At 31.2% G+C, this 17,772-nt stretch carries 9 protein-coding genes; 4 read left to right on the top strand and 5 right to left on the bottom strand.

Annotated features, from left to right (window positions below; all coding sequences use genetic code 11):
* Nucleotides 1-65: 65 nt before the first annotated feature.
* Entirely contained in the window at nt 66-875 is an 810-nt protein-coding gene (locus IEW41_RS07565) for an SDR family NAD(P)-dependent oxidoreductase (RefSeq protein ID WP_188605736.1), read from the top strand.
* 198 nt (nt 876-1,073) lie between these two features.
* Here IEW41_RS07565 and IEW41_RS07560 read toward each other — a convergent pair whose 3' ends face one another.
* Nucleotides 1,074-2,930 (bottom strand): hypothetical protein, encoded by a 1,857-nt coding sequence (locus IEW41_RS07560; RefSeq protein WP_188605735.1) that lies wholly within the window; start codon nt 2,928-2,930, stop codon nt 1,074-1,076.
* A gap of 85 nt (nt 2,931-3,015) precedes the next feature.
* Between IEW41_RS07560 and IEW41_RS07555 the strand changes: the two genes are divergently transcribed.
* Complete coding sequence (locus tag IEW41_RS07555) at nt 3,016-6,774, top strand: nSTAND3 domain-containing NTPase (protein WP_188605734.1); 3,759 nt, start codon at nt 3,016-3,018, stop codon at nt 6,772-6,774.
* A gap of 1,019 nt (nt 6,775-7,793) precedes the next feature.
* On the opposite strand, the gene IEW41_RS07550 is transcribed toward IEW41_RS07555, so the two are convergent.
* Genes IEW41_RS07550 through IEW41_RS07540 form a run of 3 tightly spaced genes read right to left on the bottom strand, consistent with a single transcriptional unit; the run spans nt 7,794 to nt 14,582 of the window.
* Nucleotides 7,794-11,069, bottom strand: a complete 3,276-nt coding sequence (locus IEW41_RS07550) for a WD40/YVTN/BNR-like repeat-containing protein (RefSeq protein ID WP_188605733.1) — start codon at nt 11,067-11,069, stop codon at nt 7,794-7,796.
* A 33-nt stretch (nt 11,070-11,102) separates the two neighbouring features.
* A complete protein-coding gene (locus IEW41_RS07545; protein ID WP_188605732.1) occupies nt 11,103-12,104 on the bottom strand; it encodes an NADP-dependent oxidoreductase in 1,002 nt (333 codons plus the stop codon).
* A 3-nt stretch (nt 12,105-12,107) separates the two neighbouring features.
* The gene (locus IEW41_RS07540) at nt 12,108-14,582 is read right to left on the bottom strand and encodes a zinc-dependent metalloprotease (RefSeq protein ID WP_188605731.1); all 2,475 of its coding nucleotides are present in this window, start codon (nt 14,580-14,582) and stop codon (nt 12,108-12,110) included.
* 139 nt (nt 14,583-14,721) lie between these two features.
* On the opposite strand from IEW41_RS07540, the gene IEW41_RS07535 reads away from it, so the two are divergent.
* Together IEW41_RS07535 and IEW41_RS07530 are read left to right on the top strand one after the other, a co-directional pair.
* Entirely contained in the window at nt 14,722-16,719 is a 1,998-nt protein-coding gene (locus IEW41_RS07535; protein WP_188605730.1) for a DNA topoisomerase 3, read from the top strand.
* On the top strand, nt 16,712-17,311 hold the full coding sequence (locus IEW41_RS07530) for a pseudouridine synthase (RefSeq protein WP_188605729.1): 600 nt from the start codon (nt 16,712-16,714) through the stop codon (nt 17,309-17,311). Before IEW41_RS07535 ends, IEW41_RS07530 begins: the two co-directional genes overlap by 8 nt.
* On the opposite strand, the gene IEW41_RS07525 is transcribed toward IEW41_RS07530, so the two are convergent.
* A complete protein-coding gene (locus IEW41_RS07525; RefSeq protein WP_188605728.1) occupies nt 17,298-17,741 on the bottom strand; it encodes a cold-shock protein in 444 nt (147 codons plus the stop codon). The two genes, IEW41_RS07530 and IEW41_RS07525, sit on opposite strands and share 14 nt — an antisense overlap.
* Between the last annotated feature and the right edge of the window lie 31 nt (nt 17,742-17,772).

Genomic DNA, 17,772 nt, shown 5'->3' with positions numbered 1-17,772 from the left:
AAACCTTTCGACTGCGCTCAAGGTGACAGTTAAAAGTAAAACTGAACACAAATAAGAAAAGCAAAATGAATAAACATATATTAATAACAGGGAGTACAGACGGAATAGGAAAATTAACTGCTTTAAAATTAGCTAAAGAAGGGCATCATGTATATCTGCATGGTAGGAATGAAGCAAAACTAAATACTGTTGTTTCAGAATTAAAAGAAGTCTCAAACAATAAGAATATCAAAGGTTTTGTTACAGATTTTTCAGATATAAAAGCAGTAAAGCAATTAGCAGGTCTAATAAAAAATGAAGTGCCTAAATTAGACATTCTTATAAATAATGCTGGCATATATAAAAGTCCAACAGATAAAACTAAAGCAGGATTAGACATCAGAATGGCTGTAAATTATTTTGCACCTGTAGTTTTAACAGATAACATTGTATCGGTTTTAGATAAAGGAACAAATGCGAGAATTATAAACTTAAGTTCGGCAGCACAATCTACCGTTCAAAAAGATGTGTTAACTGGCGACGCTACAGTTAATGCAAGCGAAAGTTACGCTCAAAGTAAGTTAGCATTAACCATGTGGTCTTTTAAATTTGCTCAAGAGCATCCTAATATTACTACTATTGCTGTAAATCCTGGCTCACTTTTAAATACTAAAATGGCAAACGAAGCTTACGGTCAACATTGGTCTCCTGCAGAGAAAGGTGTTGATATTTTGTATGATTTAGCAATGTCAGAACGGAATAAAAATCAATCAGGAACTTATTTTGACAACGATAGAGGAATGTTTTCTAATGCACATCCAAATGCTTATGATGCTGATAAAATTAAATCATTACTAACTTTAACAGAAGCAATAATAAGCAACTATATAAAATAGCACCACATTGTGCTATTATCATATTGTTATATATTGTACTATAATGTTCCGCGTTATGTAACTTGAGCTTTGGTTAAAAGCGAAAGTTTAAAACATCATTTTCTTTATTTTTTTCTTGACAAAAGTTGTTTTCACAATGTTAATGGAACACTTTTTATGCGACGACATAGGAGGGAAGCATAATATGTGTGGAATGGCTTATGATTTACCATTACCCAATATATCAATTATTTCTTCAGTGAAATTTTTTGATAATTGGTTAGAAATCCATTTAATTATTCTCTCTATTTCTTCTCGCATAGGTTTATCGGTTGTTTTATCCAATTTTTCTTTCCAAATCTCTATTGATTTTAAAAGTTTTACAACAACAGTGTTTTTTGACATTTGAACATCTGCAACCTGCTTAAATGAACTAAAATGCAAACCCCAAAATATATATATATTTTCATCTTTACTTCCAGTTGTTTCTTTAATTGATTTATTAAATGCTTCAAGTATAGTGGAATTAAATAAATTTTTATAAAAGACTTCTGCTGACTTTACAGCTATGTTATTATTAATATTCCATAGCGTTCCAATGTATCCTTTTGAACCAACAGATATGAATGAATCTGCTATATCAGACCAAGACCAACAAGTGTTATTAAAAATTAATGGAGAATGTGACGATGCTAAATGATGAAACATTGCTTGATAATTAAAATCTGAACATTTAATAGCACACGAATATGGAATATTCTTTTTAGGTTTCCTTTCTTTCTTATCAATGTTTCTTGTCGAATTGAGCATATCTGTATAAACATACTGTGGATATCCAATAGCTTTTAATTCTTCACTTCTCCATTTATAACCATCGAATTTTTTCCAAATCTTTTTAGAAGTTACAGGAATTTTTTCTTCTAATCTTGATGGAGCAAAGCTTACTACTTCATCATATTCTATGATATGTTCATCGCCATTACTATCAATAAATTTATGTTTAACGCTGTAACCATCAACTTCTCCACCATGACTACAGATATGTAATAAGTTAAAAGGGTATTCTCTTACATGATAATTTATATTGTGAGATGTTGCATTTTCACCAACTAACTCTTTTACATAATAACCCTTTTTTGTGAGTTCATCTATTACAAAATTCGTTTCTTCATCTTTAAACTCTAAAGGAGAAAAAACTAATGCAGAATATGGAGTTTGGGAATCCTCAAAATACAGATTATTAAATATAAAAAAATCTGGATTTAAATGAAGATGCACGTGTGAGATGGGTATAACATTTTTTAGAATAAGTGAATAAGGAGCTCCTTCCGTAAAAAATGTTGCGAAATCATAATTTTCAAACTTGACATCTTCAACTTTTGGATAAATAAAAGAACTCAAATCATTATATGAATTTTGATTTCCATCTTTCCACTCTTCAATAAAGGCTGATATTTTTCTTTTATCGATTTTTAAAGAACTTGTTATTAAAACATTGGCACTAATTGATATGCCATAATTTATTGCAATGACAACACCAACCTTATCAACATTTTCAACCACAACAATGCCTCCTTCATTATTTAAATAAGGAACAATATCATCTGCTTTAAAATCGATATGCAAAATAGAATCACTTGATAAGGCTTGAACAAGACCTTCATAAATTTGACTTTCTTTACAGCTTAAAATATTACTCTTATCAACCATTGAACCCAAGACAAATGTAACATCATTGATGTCATTAATTTCAATTACATTATAATCTTTTGGAAATTTCAAATAGCTTTGTTGATTTTCTGTTAAACCTATTAATAAAATATTATCACAACCTCTTAATCTTCTAATTGTATTTCCTATTTTTATATTGAATTGACGAGCTCTACTTCTTGTTAAGTGATGTTCATCAATTTCTGAATCAGATTTATTGGAATCAGCTGATGTAACAGAATAAAACTCGAACATTGGAGTGTAGAAACCTTTCTTGGAAACATAACTCGAAACTATCGCAGATAATACTGGTTCATCGACATTTGCGATGCAAAAAAATTCTTTATTAAAATCTGGTATTTTCATTATTATTAGATTATTTATAAATATATAAATGCATTCCGAAAGATTTTTAAAAAATAATTTTTTAATCTAAAAAATATAGAAAAATATGTCAGGACGTTTACAATTAATAGAACAAAAGCTATTAGCTATTGATGGAGCTGGGTTTCAAAATCTTTGTGACACATACTTGACTATGAGAGAGAATGAATATTCAAGTTTGAATCGTACTGGAAGTCAATTAGGAAAACTAAAAACAATAATCGGCACTCCAGATTCATTTATGAGAATATCAGGCAATAAATTAGCATATATTGAATATACAACACAAGCGACATCAATAGTCACAAAAATAAAAGACGATATTGACAAGTGTTTGGATGAATCTAAAACTGGTGTTGAATTAAGTAAAATTAATAAAATAATAGTATGTTTTAATAGTCGACTTAAAGTATCCGAAGAGACATCGTTACAAACGTATGCATCAGAAAAAGAGATAAATATTGAATTAATAGGTATTGATACAATAGCTTTAGATATTCTATCTAAATATTATTCATTAGCAAGAGATTTCCTTGAAATGTCTTTAGACACAGGACAAATATTGCCTTTTGAAACGTTCATAAGTGAGTATAACAATAGAGCTAATCAATTATCTACACCACTTGATAATTTGTTTTTTCATAGACAAAAAGAACTTGAGAGTATTCAATCTATATTAACCTCTAACAATTTATTAATATTATCTGGAGTAGCAGGCGTTGGCAAAACAAAGATTGGAATACAAGCAATTAATGTTTTTAAAGAAAAAAACCCTTCATATATATCTTATGTAATTGCAAAAAAAGATGTTGATATTTATGAAGATCTAAAAATTCAATTGAAAGAAGATAAAAACTATATTCTTTTGATTGATGATGCTAATAGACAATTGCCAAACTTATCTCAAATTTTTGGTTTTTTTAAATCAAAGAAAAAAGGGAACTTAAAGTTAGTTATAACTGTTAGAAATTATGCCTTATCAGATATTTACAATTTATGTCATGATTTTAATTATGAAACAATAGATATTCCAAAGTTTTCTGATGAAGAAATAATTGAAATATTAGAAAGCGATTCATTCAAAATAAAAAACAGTAAATATCAAAAAAAGATTGTTCAAATTGCAGATGGAAATGCTCGTCTTGCTATAATGGGAGCTCGGTTAGCTTTAGAAAAACAAATAGAATTTTTACTTGGTGATGTTGGAGACTTGTTTGAATCTTATTTCAAAAGTTATGCAATTGATTTTGATTTATTTTCTAATAAAGATTTACTAAATTCTTTAGCTCTTGTTTCATTCTTTTTCACAATTGATAGAGAAAATAGAAGTTTTATCAATAAAATCTTATTAGACTTCAATTTGGATTATTATAAATTCAATGAAGCAATTGAACAATTGCATCAAAAGGAACTTGTAGAGATTCAATATAATCACATTCGTATTTCAGAACAGGTAATGGCTACATATTTCTTTTATATTGTTTTCATTAGAGATGGATTATTATCATTTGAAACTCTTCTATTTAATTATTTCGAAACACATAAATATAATATTAAAGATAGTATTATCCCTGCAAATAATTCGTTCGGTTATGAAAAGGTTTTGTCTAAAATTAATCCTGTAATTGATAAATATATTGGTGTAAATAAAGGTGATCATTCAAAATTATTAGAATTTTTAGATGTTTTTTGGTTCTATAAACCTGATGCAACTTTAGCATACTTCCTAAATAAAATAAACTTAATTGACGAACCTAAAAACCCAAGATACTCTGCCTTTTATGAAAGAAATGATTTTGTTCATAATAGAGAATTAACTATAGATTATTTATCACGTTTTTTTAGAAATTTTAGTGATTCTTTTATACCGTCAATTGAATTAGGATTTGAATATGTTAGGAAGAAACCTGAACATTTACCTGAATTTGTTAGAAGAATTAGAGAAACTTTATTGTTTGATGAACCTGATGAAAATTACGCTTACAAAAGACAGTCAACGTTTATAAATTTATTGAAAGTAAAAATTGAAGAAGGTTTTTATCATTATTCTGTAGCTTTCATTGAATTAGCAAAGACTTTTTTAAAACACTCATTTCATATAACTCATGGTGGCAGAAAAAATTCAATTACAATTTATGATTATCCAATTACAGATAGTGAAGAAATTAGAGAAATTCGAAAGAATATCTGGGAAACTCTTTTCTACTGCTTTAAAGAAAGTAGAAGTGAAGTTGTGAAAGTTATAAATGAATATAAACCTGAATATAGAAATAGAAATCCTAAAATAATTGATTTTGATTTAACTTTATTAGTTCCATTTATTTCTGAATATTTTTCTCCAAAATCATTTAAAGAAACCTTTGTAGTTAATGAACTTATAAATTCATTAAATCGTGAAAAAGGTATTACAAATTTGTCATACCAAAAACTAAAACCAAAATTTGATACACTTGAATATAGAAACTTTAGAAGAATTGACTGGAATAGATTGAGAGATAAAGATGAATATGACTATACTGATTGGAGAAAATATGAGGAACTAAAAACAGAAAATTTAAAGGAACATTTCACTTTTTCAAGTAATGAAAATTTTAATTCTTTTTTTGATTCGATTGAAAATGTTCTAAAAGTTAGTGAGGTAAGTAATTCACAAATTGAAAACTCAATTGACATAATTATTTCTGAAAATTTTATTAATAATAATGAAGTTGGATTCGATTTACTCGAGCAATATTTAGATAAAAACTATAATATAAGAACCTTATATAAAACATTATTTACAATAAATAATACATCAAAGAAATGGTCTTTATCACTCTGGAAACTGCTAAAAAAATGGAACAATGAATATAGTAATCATTGGAAAATAGATTCATTAGTGAGATTACCTAATGAACATATTGATGAGTATTATTATAATGAGGCTTTAGACACAATACAAGGTATAAATAAACCGAGCTATATATATTTAGATCAGTTATCGAAATTTAATGTTATAGATGAAGATTTTCTAAAAAAAGTAATCAATATTATTTTTTTGAAGATTGAAAACGAATCAATTAGAATAACCTATTCCGACTATCCGTTCACTGATAATTTAAATATTTTTAAAGAAGATTATGACCTTTTAAAAAAATCTTATTTTCAACAATTTGAGTTAGGTAAATCAGGGTTGTCTTTTGATTATCAAAAAACTGGATTCAAAAATATTTATAGTAAGTACCCTAAATTTCTTTTTGATTTTTTCTCTCATTTTTACACAAAATATGATGTGCATGGAGATATTAAAGGGCTTGAAATATCATTCATTTGGGATAATTCTAAAGACTATTCCAATATTGAGGAAATAATAGACTTATTAATTGGAAAAGAGCTATATTTTGGATTTGTTGAACATTCTGTTTCGGCATTATTTCATAATCTGAAAAGCGATGAACAAAAACAAAACGCTTATATTTTTATCAAAGATTTTATCACTAAAAATGCATTCGAAAGTAAGAGCATTCAAATAATATTTGATACTATAAGAGAGTGTATGGTTGAAAAGTATGAAGAATTATTTCATAATTTTTTAAGTGTAAATTCTGGTTTAGATTTCTTTAAAAATATTGACTGGATAGGAAATGCAGGAGTTCAATCAGGAGAAGTAATTTGGGGAGAACTTTATGCAAAAAAATGGACAAATCTTCTCGAAAACGTTGATAGGTTTCATGATAAATTAGCCATTATTCCTATTAAGGATTACATAAAGAGTAAGATTCAAGAGCAATACAGAAGCGCTGAATCTGAAAGAATGAGAAAATTTATTATGCCGAATAGATTTTAAACGACCTCATAAAATTTTGGCTAAAACAATAGGAGAGAGGAGCGTAATATTTTAGGGATTTAGTTACTGTTATTATTGGTTTTTCTGCGTTTGAAACGTTTTCTTCAGAAATCTTGGTTAAGTTACAATGTTTCCTAAAATATAGCGTAACGAACCGTAATTGTTTCCAAAATTATATGCAGTCATGATTTTTTTGTTTCTTTTTTTATCCAAGAAAAAAAGATATAACCAAAACTTAAATAGTTTAAATCTTCAATTTCTATTTTACATAATATTAGTAATTACAATCCAAAAAAAGATTAAATAGTAACGAGAATAGAATAAGTGCTTGGAATTTTATTTTTACTCACTCATTTAATTATTTGCAGAAACTTTAAAGGAGTTCGTGAATCTCGTAAAAAACTCGATTTCATAAAATTTAAGCTCTTATGGCAATCCATGAGAATCGCTTAGAAAAAAATATTGTGCACAATTAATCAAATACGCTAAAATTTCAATAACAGTAAAAAGGTTAGCTTTTATTTTGGCGCTGGCAAGCGGCTGGAAATTGAGTTATAAATAAATTGCAACAAGCAATTTGATTTTATAAAAACAATCGAGCGTTTGGCAGTGGCTATTTTACATAACGACAAATTATAGATACAAATAAATAATTAACTGTGCGTAGCACACCGATTCTTGTTTAATGACCCAAGTTAGTATTATTCAATAGCAACGCGATGTTACTGGGATATTTTACATAATAACATTATAGCTATCAAATGGAATACTATTATACTCTTTAAGCAAAAAGTCAAAAATGAACATTTGTACTATAATTTATATTATGTAAAATAGAATATTTCAAAACTTGTGCTCCAATACTTCAATATTCAAAACATTTACGAGTATTTATCTGTTTACATCAATTATACGAATCATATAAAGTAACTACTCTTCTGTTGCAATGGCTCATAAAAAAAACAGTTAAACAAACACAAGGTTCATTTAGCTGTTTAATGAGAAAAAAGTCTCGATGGTTAATCTTTAAGTCCGCGTCCTGGTGTATATGGTGCACCAGCTTTTATGAGTTGTTCTTCTAATTGTTTAATATCTACTTTAGATAATGTTTCTATCATCTGTCTGATACTTTGAATTTCAGCTTTTGCAATTGCATAACTATCTTTATGCGTTTGTGTTGGCGTTGCTGTTGAGTATTTTTGCTCGTAACCAATGGTTCCTAATCTATTTGCAGGACTTTGTACTTGGTCGATATCTAATCTTGCTTTCACAGGATCGCCATATAATTGAATATTAATGTCTTTAAGCTTGTTTTCGATAGCTAACGTAGTTTGGTATAGCTTATCCATAGGCTGCTCTGAGCGTTTTATTGCTTCTTTTATGTATTTAATTTTGGTATTCATCTCTCCCATTAAATACTGACATACTTCTAAATCGGCTTCTAAAGCAGATATTTGCTTTTGGAATGCCACTTTTTCAGCTCTGTTTTCTGCTGGCATAACAGTATTGTCTAATGCTTTTACTTCAAAAGTTGTTGCAGGCACAAGTGTTGTTGTTATACCATCTTTAAACAACTGCATTTCTACAGTATAAGTTCCTGGTACAACCAATGTACCTTCATTTTTACCAGAAAACGGATTGTAAAATGCTGGTGTATTGAAATTTACAGGGTTTTGTGGTGTGTATCTTAAATCCCAATGAAAACGCTGTAAACCTTTAGTTGGTGATTTTGTTTCCTTTTTTATGATGTTTCCGCTAGCGTCTTTAAATACAAACAATAATTGTGGTGCAGATTCATTATTTTCGGCTTTAAGCGCATTATAACTAGGATAAGGCGTGCTTTTATTACCTTTAATAAGGTCTTTTTCACGTTTCTGACGTTGGTCTTTCAACGATTCATAAGTATCATCATAATAATACGTAATCATCACTTCTGGGCCTAAATTTGGTGATGTGTAAAAATTATCGCCTTGAAAAGATTTTCCTGGCAAGCCTAAAGGCGTACTTTTTTCCCACATTAATGCTGTACGAATTGGATAAATAATAGCTTTTTCCTTCGGATTTTCATTTTCTATAGTTCGTAATGACGAATAATCATCTAAAACATAAAATCCTCTTCCAAATGTTCCTAATACCAAATCGTTTTCACGCTCTTGTATAGCAATATCTCTTACTAATATGGTTGGTAAACCATTGCCTAGCTTTTTCCAGCGTCCACCACTATTTGGAGTGAAATACACACCGAATTCTGTGCCGCAAAACAGTAAATTAGCATCTTTATGATCTTCTTCAAAAGCATATACAGAGCCACGTTCTGGTAAATTACCACTTATTGAAGTCCAAGTGCGACCTTTATCGGAAGACTTAAACAGATAAGGTTTAAAATCGCCATATTTATGGTGGTTAAATGCAGCGTAAATAACATTAGCATTGTGTTTTGAAGCATGCACATTATTTACATACGACATATTTGGAGCTCCAGAAATAGCACTCACTTTTCGCCATGTTTTTCCGCCATCTTCAGTAATTTGAATTAATCCATCATCAGTACCAACAACAATTAAATTTTCATCAATTGGCGATTCCGATAACGCTACAATAGCACCATAAGGTGACGTTGAACCGTTTTTAGCAACAGCATCAATACTTACAACTCTATCATAAACGTTAAGTGTATTTCTGTCTATTTGCTGTGATAAATCATCACTAATTACACTCCAACTATTACCATAATCATCAGACTTAAATAGCTTATTTGCAGCAAAATAAAGCCTTCCACTTTTATGTTTACTTACAACTAATGGCGCATCCCAATTAAACTTATAAGCATTTTCGCCTTGACGTTCCTTTGGTTGAATTCCGACAGCCTCACCACTTTTTTTATCGTAACGTACTAAAAATCCGTATTGTGATTGTGCATATACAATATTTGGGTTTTCAGGATCTATTTGAGATTCAAATCCGTCGCCACCATTTGTTATAAACCAATCGAAATTAGTAATACCATGATCTGTAATTACTCTAGATGGTCCACCAATACTAAAGTTATCTTGAGTGCCTCCATATACATTATAAAACGGATAAGCATTATCAACAGCCACTTTATAGAACTGAGTTACAGGAATATTTTCTTTAAAATCCCAAGTTTTAGCAGCATCAAAGGTTTCATAAACACCTCCATCACTACCAACTAGCCAATGTTTGTTGTTGTTTGGGTCTATCCACATACAGTGATTATCGATATGCTTATAATCTTCACCTACAATATCAAACGATTTACCTCCATTTTTAGTAACGCTCATCCAAGTATCCATTGAATACACTGTGTTTTCATCAACTGGATCGGCAATAATTTCTTGGTAATAGTTTCCGCTAGTACTATGATCTCCCATTTTTTCCCAACTAGAACCTCTGTTTGTCGATTTGAAAAATCCGCCTTTTCCATCAGCTGCTTCTACAATAGCATAAATAAACTCTGGATTTGCTGGCGAAATAGCTAAACCAATTCTACCTAATTCAGTTGTTGGTAATCCGTTTTGAATTTTTGTCCATGTTTCACCACCATCTGTGCTTTTATGCAATCCAGAACCTGGTCCTCCACCAACATAAGTATACACATGACGTCTGCGTTGAAACGTAGAAGCATATAACACTTCAGGATGACGAGGATCCATAACCACATCGTTTACACCTGTATGTTCATCAACAGTTAATACTGCTTTCCATGTTTTTCCACCATCAGTAGTTTTGTACAAACCACGCTCACCACCTTTGCTCCAAAGTGGACCAATAGCAGCAACATAAACCACATCTGAATTATCTGGATGCACTACAATACGTCCAATATGTTCAGATGTTTTTAATCCCATATTTGTCCAGCTTGCGCCTCCATCAGTAGATTTGTAAACACCATCGCCATAATTTACAGAGCGTTGGTTGTTGTTTTCGCCACTTCCAACCCAAACAACATTTGTGTTATTAGGATCGATAGTTACACAGCCAATAGAAAATGAGCCTTCACCATCAAAAACTGGTGTGTATTCAATTCCTGAATTAATTGTTTTCCATACTCCACCAGCAGAACTCGCTACATAATACTCGAATGGATTGTTTGGATTAACAGCAATATCAGAAATACGTCCTGATGTTAATGAAGGACCAATACTTCGCCATTTTAAACCACTAATTTTAATTGTGTCTAAGGCTTGCTTGTCTTCTTTTTTTGTTTTTTGTGAATGTATCGTTTGTAAACATAATAGTAATGCTATAAACGACAGAAAGGTTGATTTTTTCATAAGTTAGTTGTTGTATGAATCGATTTAATATAGTTAAAGTACTTTAAGTACTAGTTTTCCGTTTTTTTCTCCTGTAAACAATCTGTTATAAGTGCTTTGAAAATTCTCAATGCCTTCATATACATCTTCTTTACTTTTTAATTTGCCTTCAGCTAGCCATTTGCCCATTTCAGCAGCTGCATTTCCGTAATCTTTGGCATAATCTAAAACCACCATGCCTTGCATAGTTGCTCTGTTTACCAATAATGACAAGTAGTTACTTGGTCCTTTTACACGAGTGGTTGCATTATATTGCGAAATGGCTCCGCAAATAACCACACGAGCATGCATTCTTAAATGTACTAAGGCAGCATCTAAAATATCGCCACCAACATTATCAAAAAACACATCAATTCCTTTAGGGCATTTTGTTCTTAAAGCCAACATTACATTTTCAGATTTGTAATCGATAGCATCATCAAATCCAAGTTCATTAATCATATAATCGCATTTGTCTTTTCCTCCAGCTATACCTACAACTGTGCAACCTTTAAGTTTTGCAATTTGCCCAACAACACTGCCTACTGCTCCAGCTGCTCCTGAAATTAGAACTGTATCACCAGATTTAATTTTTCCGACTTCTAAAATTCCAAAATAAGCTGTCATTCCTGGCATTCCGAGAGTGCCTAAATACATTGGCATTGGTGCTAAAGTATCGTCAACTTTATACCAGTTTTCTGCTGTTGTTGCCACATATTGTTGAACACCTCCCCAACCTGTTAAGCAATCTCCTACCTTGTACTTTGGATGATTATTAGCTTTTATAACTTTTCCTATTGAACCTGCTCGCATTACATCGTCAATTTTTATAGGTTCTATATACGATTTGCCTTCATTCATCCAACCTCTCATTGCTGGATCTAACGATACATAATGCTGCTGAATAAGCACTTCACCTTCTTTGGGTTCAGGAATAGGATTTTTTTCTATAGACCATGTATTTGCATCAGGAACTCCTATTGGTCGTTTTTTAAATATTAATTGAGTGTTTGTCATAAATTATTTTGGATCTAAAATCATGTCGATACGCTTAATGCAATCTTCATAATGATACTTAGTTTCTGTATTAGAAACACTATTCTTTATATATTTTATTGAATTTCTTAAAGTGTTTAATTCGCCTCTTACTAATGCTCTTACATCAGATTGGTTCACATTATAATAACTACCAAAACGACTTGGTTTTAATTCTTCAGTCATTAAATACTGCATTCTATCTATATATACACGTTGAAGGTTTCTTCTGAAAACAGATACCGATTTAGTGCTGTTTAGTTCTTTCCAAATACCTTTACGTAAGTCTTGTAACATATTTAGAGCTGAATAATTTTCAGCACTAACCACTTCCCCATCGATTAACCTTCCTAAAACATCAAAATCTAGAATATTATTTAAATGTCTTGCCTGTAAGCTTCTAAAAGTCTCAGTATAACCAGTATATTCGGTAGATTGTAATGTATTGACATCTAATATCCAGGTTGGAGATGCAAAAGCATTTTCATGCAACCAAGCCATAGCTGCTTTTTGATCGTCTTTAGAAGCAGGTGTGTACACTACTCCACTTTGATTTGGTTTTTTAGTGTCTTCATAAACGCCTCCAATATGAGTAACTACATGGCCAACATAACGACTCCAAACACCTAAAAGCTCGCCATATAACTCATTTAAGTCTTCATAATCATTGGTTTTATCACTTGTCCATTCTGGTAAATGTTCTGCAACATATTTAAGGTTTTTTAGTCCATAAGTACTCGCTTTTATAGAGTTGTTTCCAATATCTTCAGTTTGAGCAGATGGATCAAAACGACTACTTTGTTTTCCGAATTTATATCTTACATCTCCATCTTTTGCCATAATCCATTTATCTAAAGTAGCAGTTTCGCTTTCTGTAGTTTCATTAGGAATCCATCTATAACCCCAATTTGTAGCATAGTGATCGTAAGGTCCAATTTGTCTTATAAAACGAATGTTTGTATCTCCAGGTTGCGCAATATAATTATAACGAGCATAATCCATAATACTTGAGGCAATACCAAATTCTTGTGTAAATGCTCCATTTCTATAACTTTCAACATCATAAGCACAACTTGCTCCCATATTATGAGGAAAACCTAAAGCATGACCAACTTCGTGAGCTATTACCATGCGCATCATCTCTCCTATTTCTTCATCTGGAGTGTCTAAAGTTCTTGCTGAAGGGTTTGCAGCACCAGTTTCTAGTAAATACCTGTTTCTGTAAGAGCGTAAATGGTTATGATACCAAATAACATCACTTTCTATAATCTCACCAGTTCTTGGGTCAGAAACACTTGGTCCTGTGGCATTACGTGTAGTACTTGCTACATAACGTATCACAGAATAGCGAATATCTTCAGGGCTAAACTCTGGGTCTTCTTCTATTGTTGGAGGGTCTTTAGCTAAAATAGCATTTTTGAAACCTGCAGTTTCAAATGCTTTTTGCCAATCTTCTATACCTTGTTTGATATATTTACGCAGTTTCTCAGGTGTTGCTGGATCTAAATAATACACTATTGGCTTAATTGGTTCAACCAACTCACCTCTTTTGTATGCTTCAGGGTCTTTTGGTTCTAATCGCCAACGACGTATGTATGTTTTTTGATCAGATTTTAAAGCTTCGCTGCTATAATCATACTGACTTACAGTAAACCAACCTACTCTTGGGTCGGCAAGTCGTGGTTGCATTTGTTGTTCAGGCAGTAAAATCATTGATTGATTCATCTGTAAACTAATCGTTTCAGTTTCTGGATGAACAGGTGGTTTTGAAGCATTGTAAGTGAAATCTTGAATAATCTCAATATTCATCGGAAAACTCTTTGCTGAAGTTATGAAGCTACGAGAATCATCTAAGTTTCTAACTTTATAAGCATCACGCATATCTGCAGAAAGTCCGCTTATCGCTTTAACATCACTACTATAAAATTTAGTGACATCCACAACAGCTGCTGTTGAGTCTTTACTGAATGTTGCAATATCAAAAGCATATAGTGTAGGCTCATAATTATTGGCTCTAACAGATATATTTATTGGCAAGCTATCATTTGCAACCGCATTATACGATTTTACTTTAATAAGTATTTTATCTTGGAAACGCTCCCAAACAACCATTTGTTCATTGGTTTCAGTTCCTGCATTTACATAACCACCTCCTAATCCTGAAGGGAGTTTTGCAATGCGACTTACCAATAACATATCCTTGTTGAGTAAATTGAAAGGGATTTCGTAATAGTATTTATCTTTTATTTTATGAACTTTAAATAATCCTTCGTCTGTAATGGCGTCTTTGGTAATAACTTCGCTGTAGTCTTTAATACCATTATCCTTTTTTTTAGGTGGTGTTGGTGCAACAACTTCTGTCTTTTTATTTTTCTTCTTTTTAGATTGAGAAAAGTTAGTTGTTGGTAATAGTAAACATACTATTATAACAAATAGTTGAAGAGTTTTTTGTATTGTCATGTGTGGTTGATTTTAAAAGTCTTAAATATAGGCATTACTGTTAAATAATCATTTTAGACAACTGTTAAAAAAAACCTTAAATTGCTTGTAAAATTTCTTATTTTGCAGCCTCTTATAAACTTTAAAATCCGCAGATTTAGTGAAAGTATGTATTGCTGAAAAGCCTAGTGTAGCTCGTGAAATTGCTTCTGTTTTAGGAGCAAACACCAAACATGATGGTTATTATGAAGGTAATGGCTATGCTGTTACGTATACTTTTGGGCATTTTTGTACACTTTTAGAACCTAACGACTATAAGCCATATTGGAAAAGTTGGGATTTAAATAATTTACCAATGCTTCCTGAGAAATTTAAAACCAAAGTGGTTGATAATGCAGGAATTTTAAAGCAATTCAATATTGTAAAAAAGCTTTTTGATGCTGCCGAATTGGTAATAAACTGTGGTGATGCTGGTCAAGAAGGAGAACTGATTCAGCGTTGGGTTTTGCAACAAGCTAATTATAAAGGCGAAATAAAACGACTTTGGATTTCATCGTTAACAACCGAAGCTATTAAAGAAGGTTTTAATAACCTTAAACCATCAGAGAATTATGATAATCTTTATTATGCTGGATTTTCTAGAGCTATTGGTGATTGGCTTTTAGGAATAAATGCTACACGATTGTACACTGTAAAACATGGTGGTTATAAGCAAGTATTATCAGTTGGTAGAGTGCAAACACCAACATTAGCTATGGTAGTTGGTCGATTTAAAGAAATTGAAAATTTTGTACCTCAACCTTACTGGGAATTGCAAACTATGTATCGAGATACTTTGTTTAGTTATGAGGAAGGACGTTTTTTAAACATGGAAGATGGTGAAAAACTAGCCAATAAAGTTAAAGAGCATGAATTTGTTGTAGATTCTGTCACGAAAAAGAAAGGTAAAGATTATGCGCCAAAACTATTCGATTTAACAGGATTACAAGTGTATTGCAATACTAAATTTGGCTTTTCAGCTGAAGAAACACTTAATATTGTTCAAAAATTATATGAGCAAAAAGTAGTCACTTATCCTAGAGTTGATACCACTTTCTTGCCTAGTGATGTATATCCTAAAGTTGCAGGTATACTTAAAAACTTAACAAAATACTCAGAATTAACAACACCTCTTTTAGGAAAAAAAATAAAGAAATCGACTAAGGTTTTTAATGATAAAAAAGTAACCGATCACCACGCAATTATTCCAACAGGTGTTGAAAGCCACATGCAACCAAATCAGCAATTGGTTTATGATATCATTACAAGACGCTTTATAGCTGTATTTTATGATGATTGCTCTGTATCAAATACTACTGTTATTGGTAAAGTTGACGATGTATCTTTTAAAACTACAGGAAAAGAAATCTTAAAAAAAGGATGGCGCGTTGTATTTGAAACTGCTGATAGTTCTAAAAAAGAACAAGATATATTGCCAAATTTTGTAAAAGGAGAAAAAGGACCACACGAGCCATCATTTTTAGAGAAACAAACAAAAGCACCTTCACAATTTACAGAAGCTTCACTCCTACGTGCTATGGAAACTGCTGGAAAACAAGTTGATGATGATGAGTTGCGTGATTTGATGAAAGAAAATGGTATAGGAAGACCGTCAACACGTGCAAGTATTATAGAGACATTATTTAAGCGTAAGTATATAGTTAGAAATAAAAAACAAATATTACCAACACCAACAGGAATTCAGCTGATTGATACTATACAAAATGAACTATTGAAAAGTGCTGAACTTACTGGTCAATGGGAAAAGCAATTAAAAGACATTGAAAAAGGCACCTATAGTGCAGCGACGTTTATTAATAACATGAAGAAAATGGTTGATGAGTTGGTTTATGAAGTTAGAAGCGAAACTAAAAAGGCTAATATTACTGCAGAAAATCACACAAAAAAGAAAGTAAAAAAAGCAGCTAAAAAAGTAATTCCTGATGTAATTTCTTGTCCTAAATGTAAAAAAGGTACTGTTATAAAAGGCAAGGCTGCTTATGGTTGTAGTGAGTATAAAACAGGTTGTGATTTTAGATTTAACTTTACAGATATTAAAGCTAAAGCTAATGGTAAAAAATTAACTAAAGAACTTGTTTTTAGTATTTTAAATGGATAATAGTAAAGTTGTACTTCACCATCACTATAAACTTTTTAAACCTTATGGTTATTTGAGTCAGTTTGGTAGTAATGCTAAGCATGAACAAAAAAAGAAGTTCATTTCTGAGCTTTTTCCTTTTGAAAATGGCACAATGTCTATTGGCAGGTTAGATGAAGATTCCGAGGGACTTTTATTATTAACTACAGACGGAAAATTAAGCGACGAGATTAATAAAGGTGACACTGAAAAGGAATATTATTTGCAAGTCGATGGCGATATTACTGATGTTGCCATAAAACAATTACAGAAAGGTGTTGAAATTGGTTTTGAAGGAATTAAATATAATACTCAACCTAGTAAGGTTAGAAAATTAGACTCAATTCCTGAGTTTCCAAAACGATCTAAAAAAATAAGAGATGATAGGCATGGTCCAACAAGTTGGATTTCTGTAATAATTTCTGAAGGTAAATTTAGACAAGTACGCAAAATGACTTCTGCAGTTGGTTTTCCAACATTACGCCTAGTGAGAGTGCGCATTGGCCACCATCATTTAGGTACAATGCAAATGGCAGAAGTTATTAAAGTAGAATCACTACTTAAACTTTCTTAACTCTTACAGCATTCATACCTTTCATACCACGTTCTAGTTCGAACGTAACTTTATCATTTTCGAAAATTTCATCTAATAAGCCACTAACGTGACAGAAGTATTTTTCGTTGTTTTCGGTATCGATAATAAATCCGAAACCTTTTGAGCTATCAAAAAATGATACTTTTCCAGTTCTTTGTGGATCTTCTTCTTCACCTTCTTCTTTTTTAGGAACACCTAAAACGATATCTTCAGCATCAACTTTTATCTTGTCAGCTGGATCTGGTGGAGTATCAGTTAAATTTCCGTAAGCATCTACATAAGCGAATTGAATTCCTCCACTTCCACCTTCAGCTTTACGAGCTTCTTTTTTCTTTTGTTTTTCTTCACGCTTTTTAGCACGAGCTTTTTCTTTTTCAATTTTGCTATAGGTCTGTTGCGACTTTGCCATTCTTTTTTATAAAATATTAATATTAAGTGAA

Source organism: Aquaticitalea lipolytica, assembly GCF_014641635.1.
In the GTDB taxonomy this organism is placed as follows: Bacteria; Bacteroidota; Bacteroidia; order Flavobacteriales; family Flavobacteriaceae; genus Aquaticitalea; species Aquaticitalea lipolytica.
The sequence above is the reverse complement of the archived record's forward strand: the minus strand, read 5'-3'. Positions and strand labels throughout refer to the sequence as shown.

Bases quoted from the DNA above. Each gene is read 5' to 3' on its own strand.
- IEW41_RS07565 (WP_188605736.1), top strand. From the start codon at position 66: ATGAATAAACATATATTAATAACAGGGAGTACAGACGGAATAGGAAAA.
- IEW41_RS07560 (WP_188605735.1), bottom strand. From the start codon at position 2,930: ATGAAAATACCAGATTTTAATAAAGAATTTTTTTGCATCGCAAATGTC.
- IEW41_RS07555 (WP_188605734.1), top strand. From the start codon at position 3,016: ATGTCAGGACGTTTACAATTAATAGAACAAAAGCTATTAGCTATTGAT.
- IEW41_RS07550 (WP_188605733.1), bottom strand. From the start codon at position 11,069: ATGAAAAAATCAACCTTTCTGTCGTTTATAGCATTACTATTATGTTTA.
- IEW41_RS07545 (WP_188605732.1), bottom strand. From the start codon at position 12,104: ATGACAAACACTCAATTAATATTTAAAAAACGACCAATAGGAGTTCCT.
- IEW41_RS07540 (WP_188605731.1), bottom strand. From the start codon at position 14,582: ATGACAATACAAAAAACTCTTCAACTATTTGTTATAATAGTATGTTTA.
- IEW41_RS07530 (WP_188605729.1), top strand. From the start codon at position 16,712: ATGGATAATAGTAAAGTTGTACTTCACCATCACTATAAACTTTTTAAA.
- IEW41_RS07525 (WP_188605728.1), bottom strand. From the start codon at position 17,741: ATGGCAAAGTCGCAACAGACCTATAGCAAAATTGAAAAAGAAAAAGCT.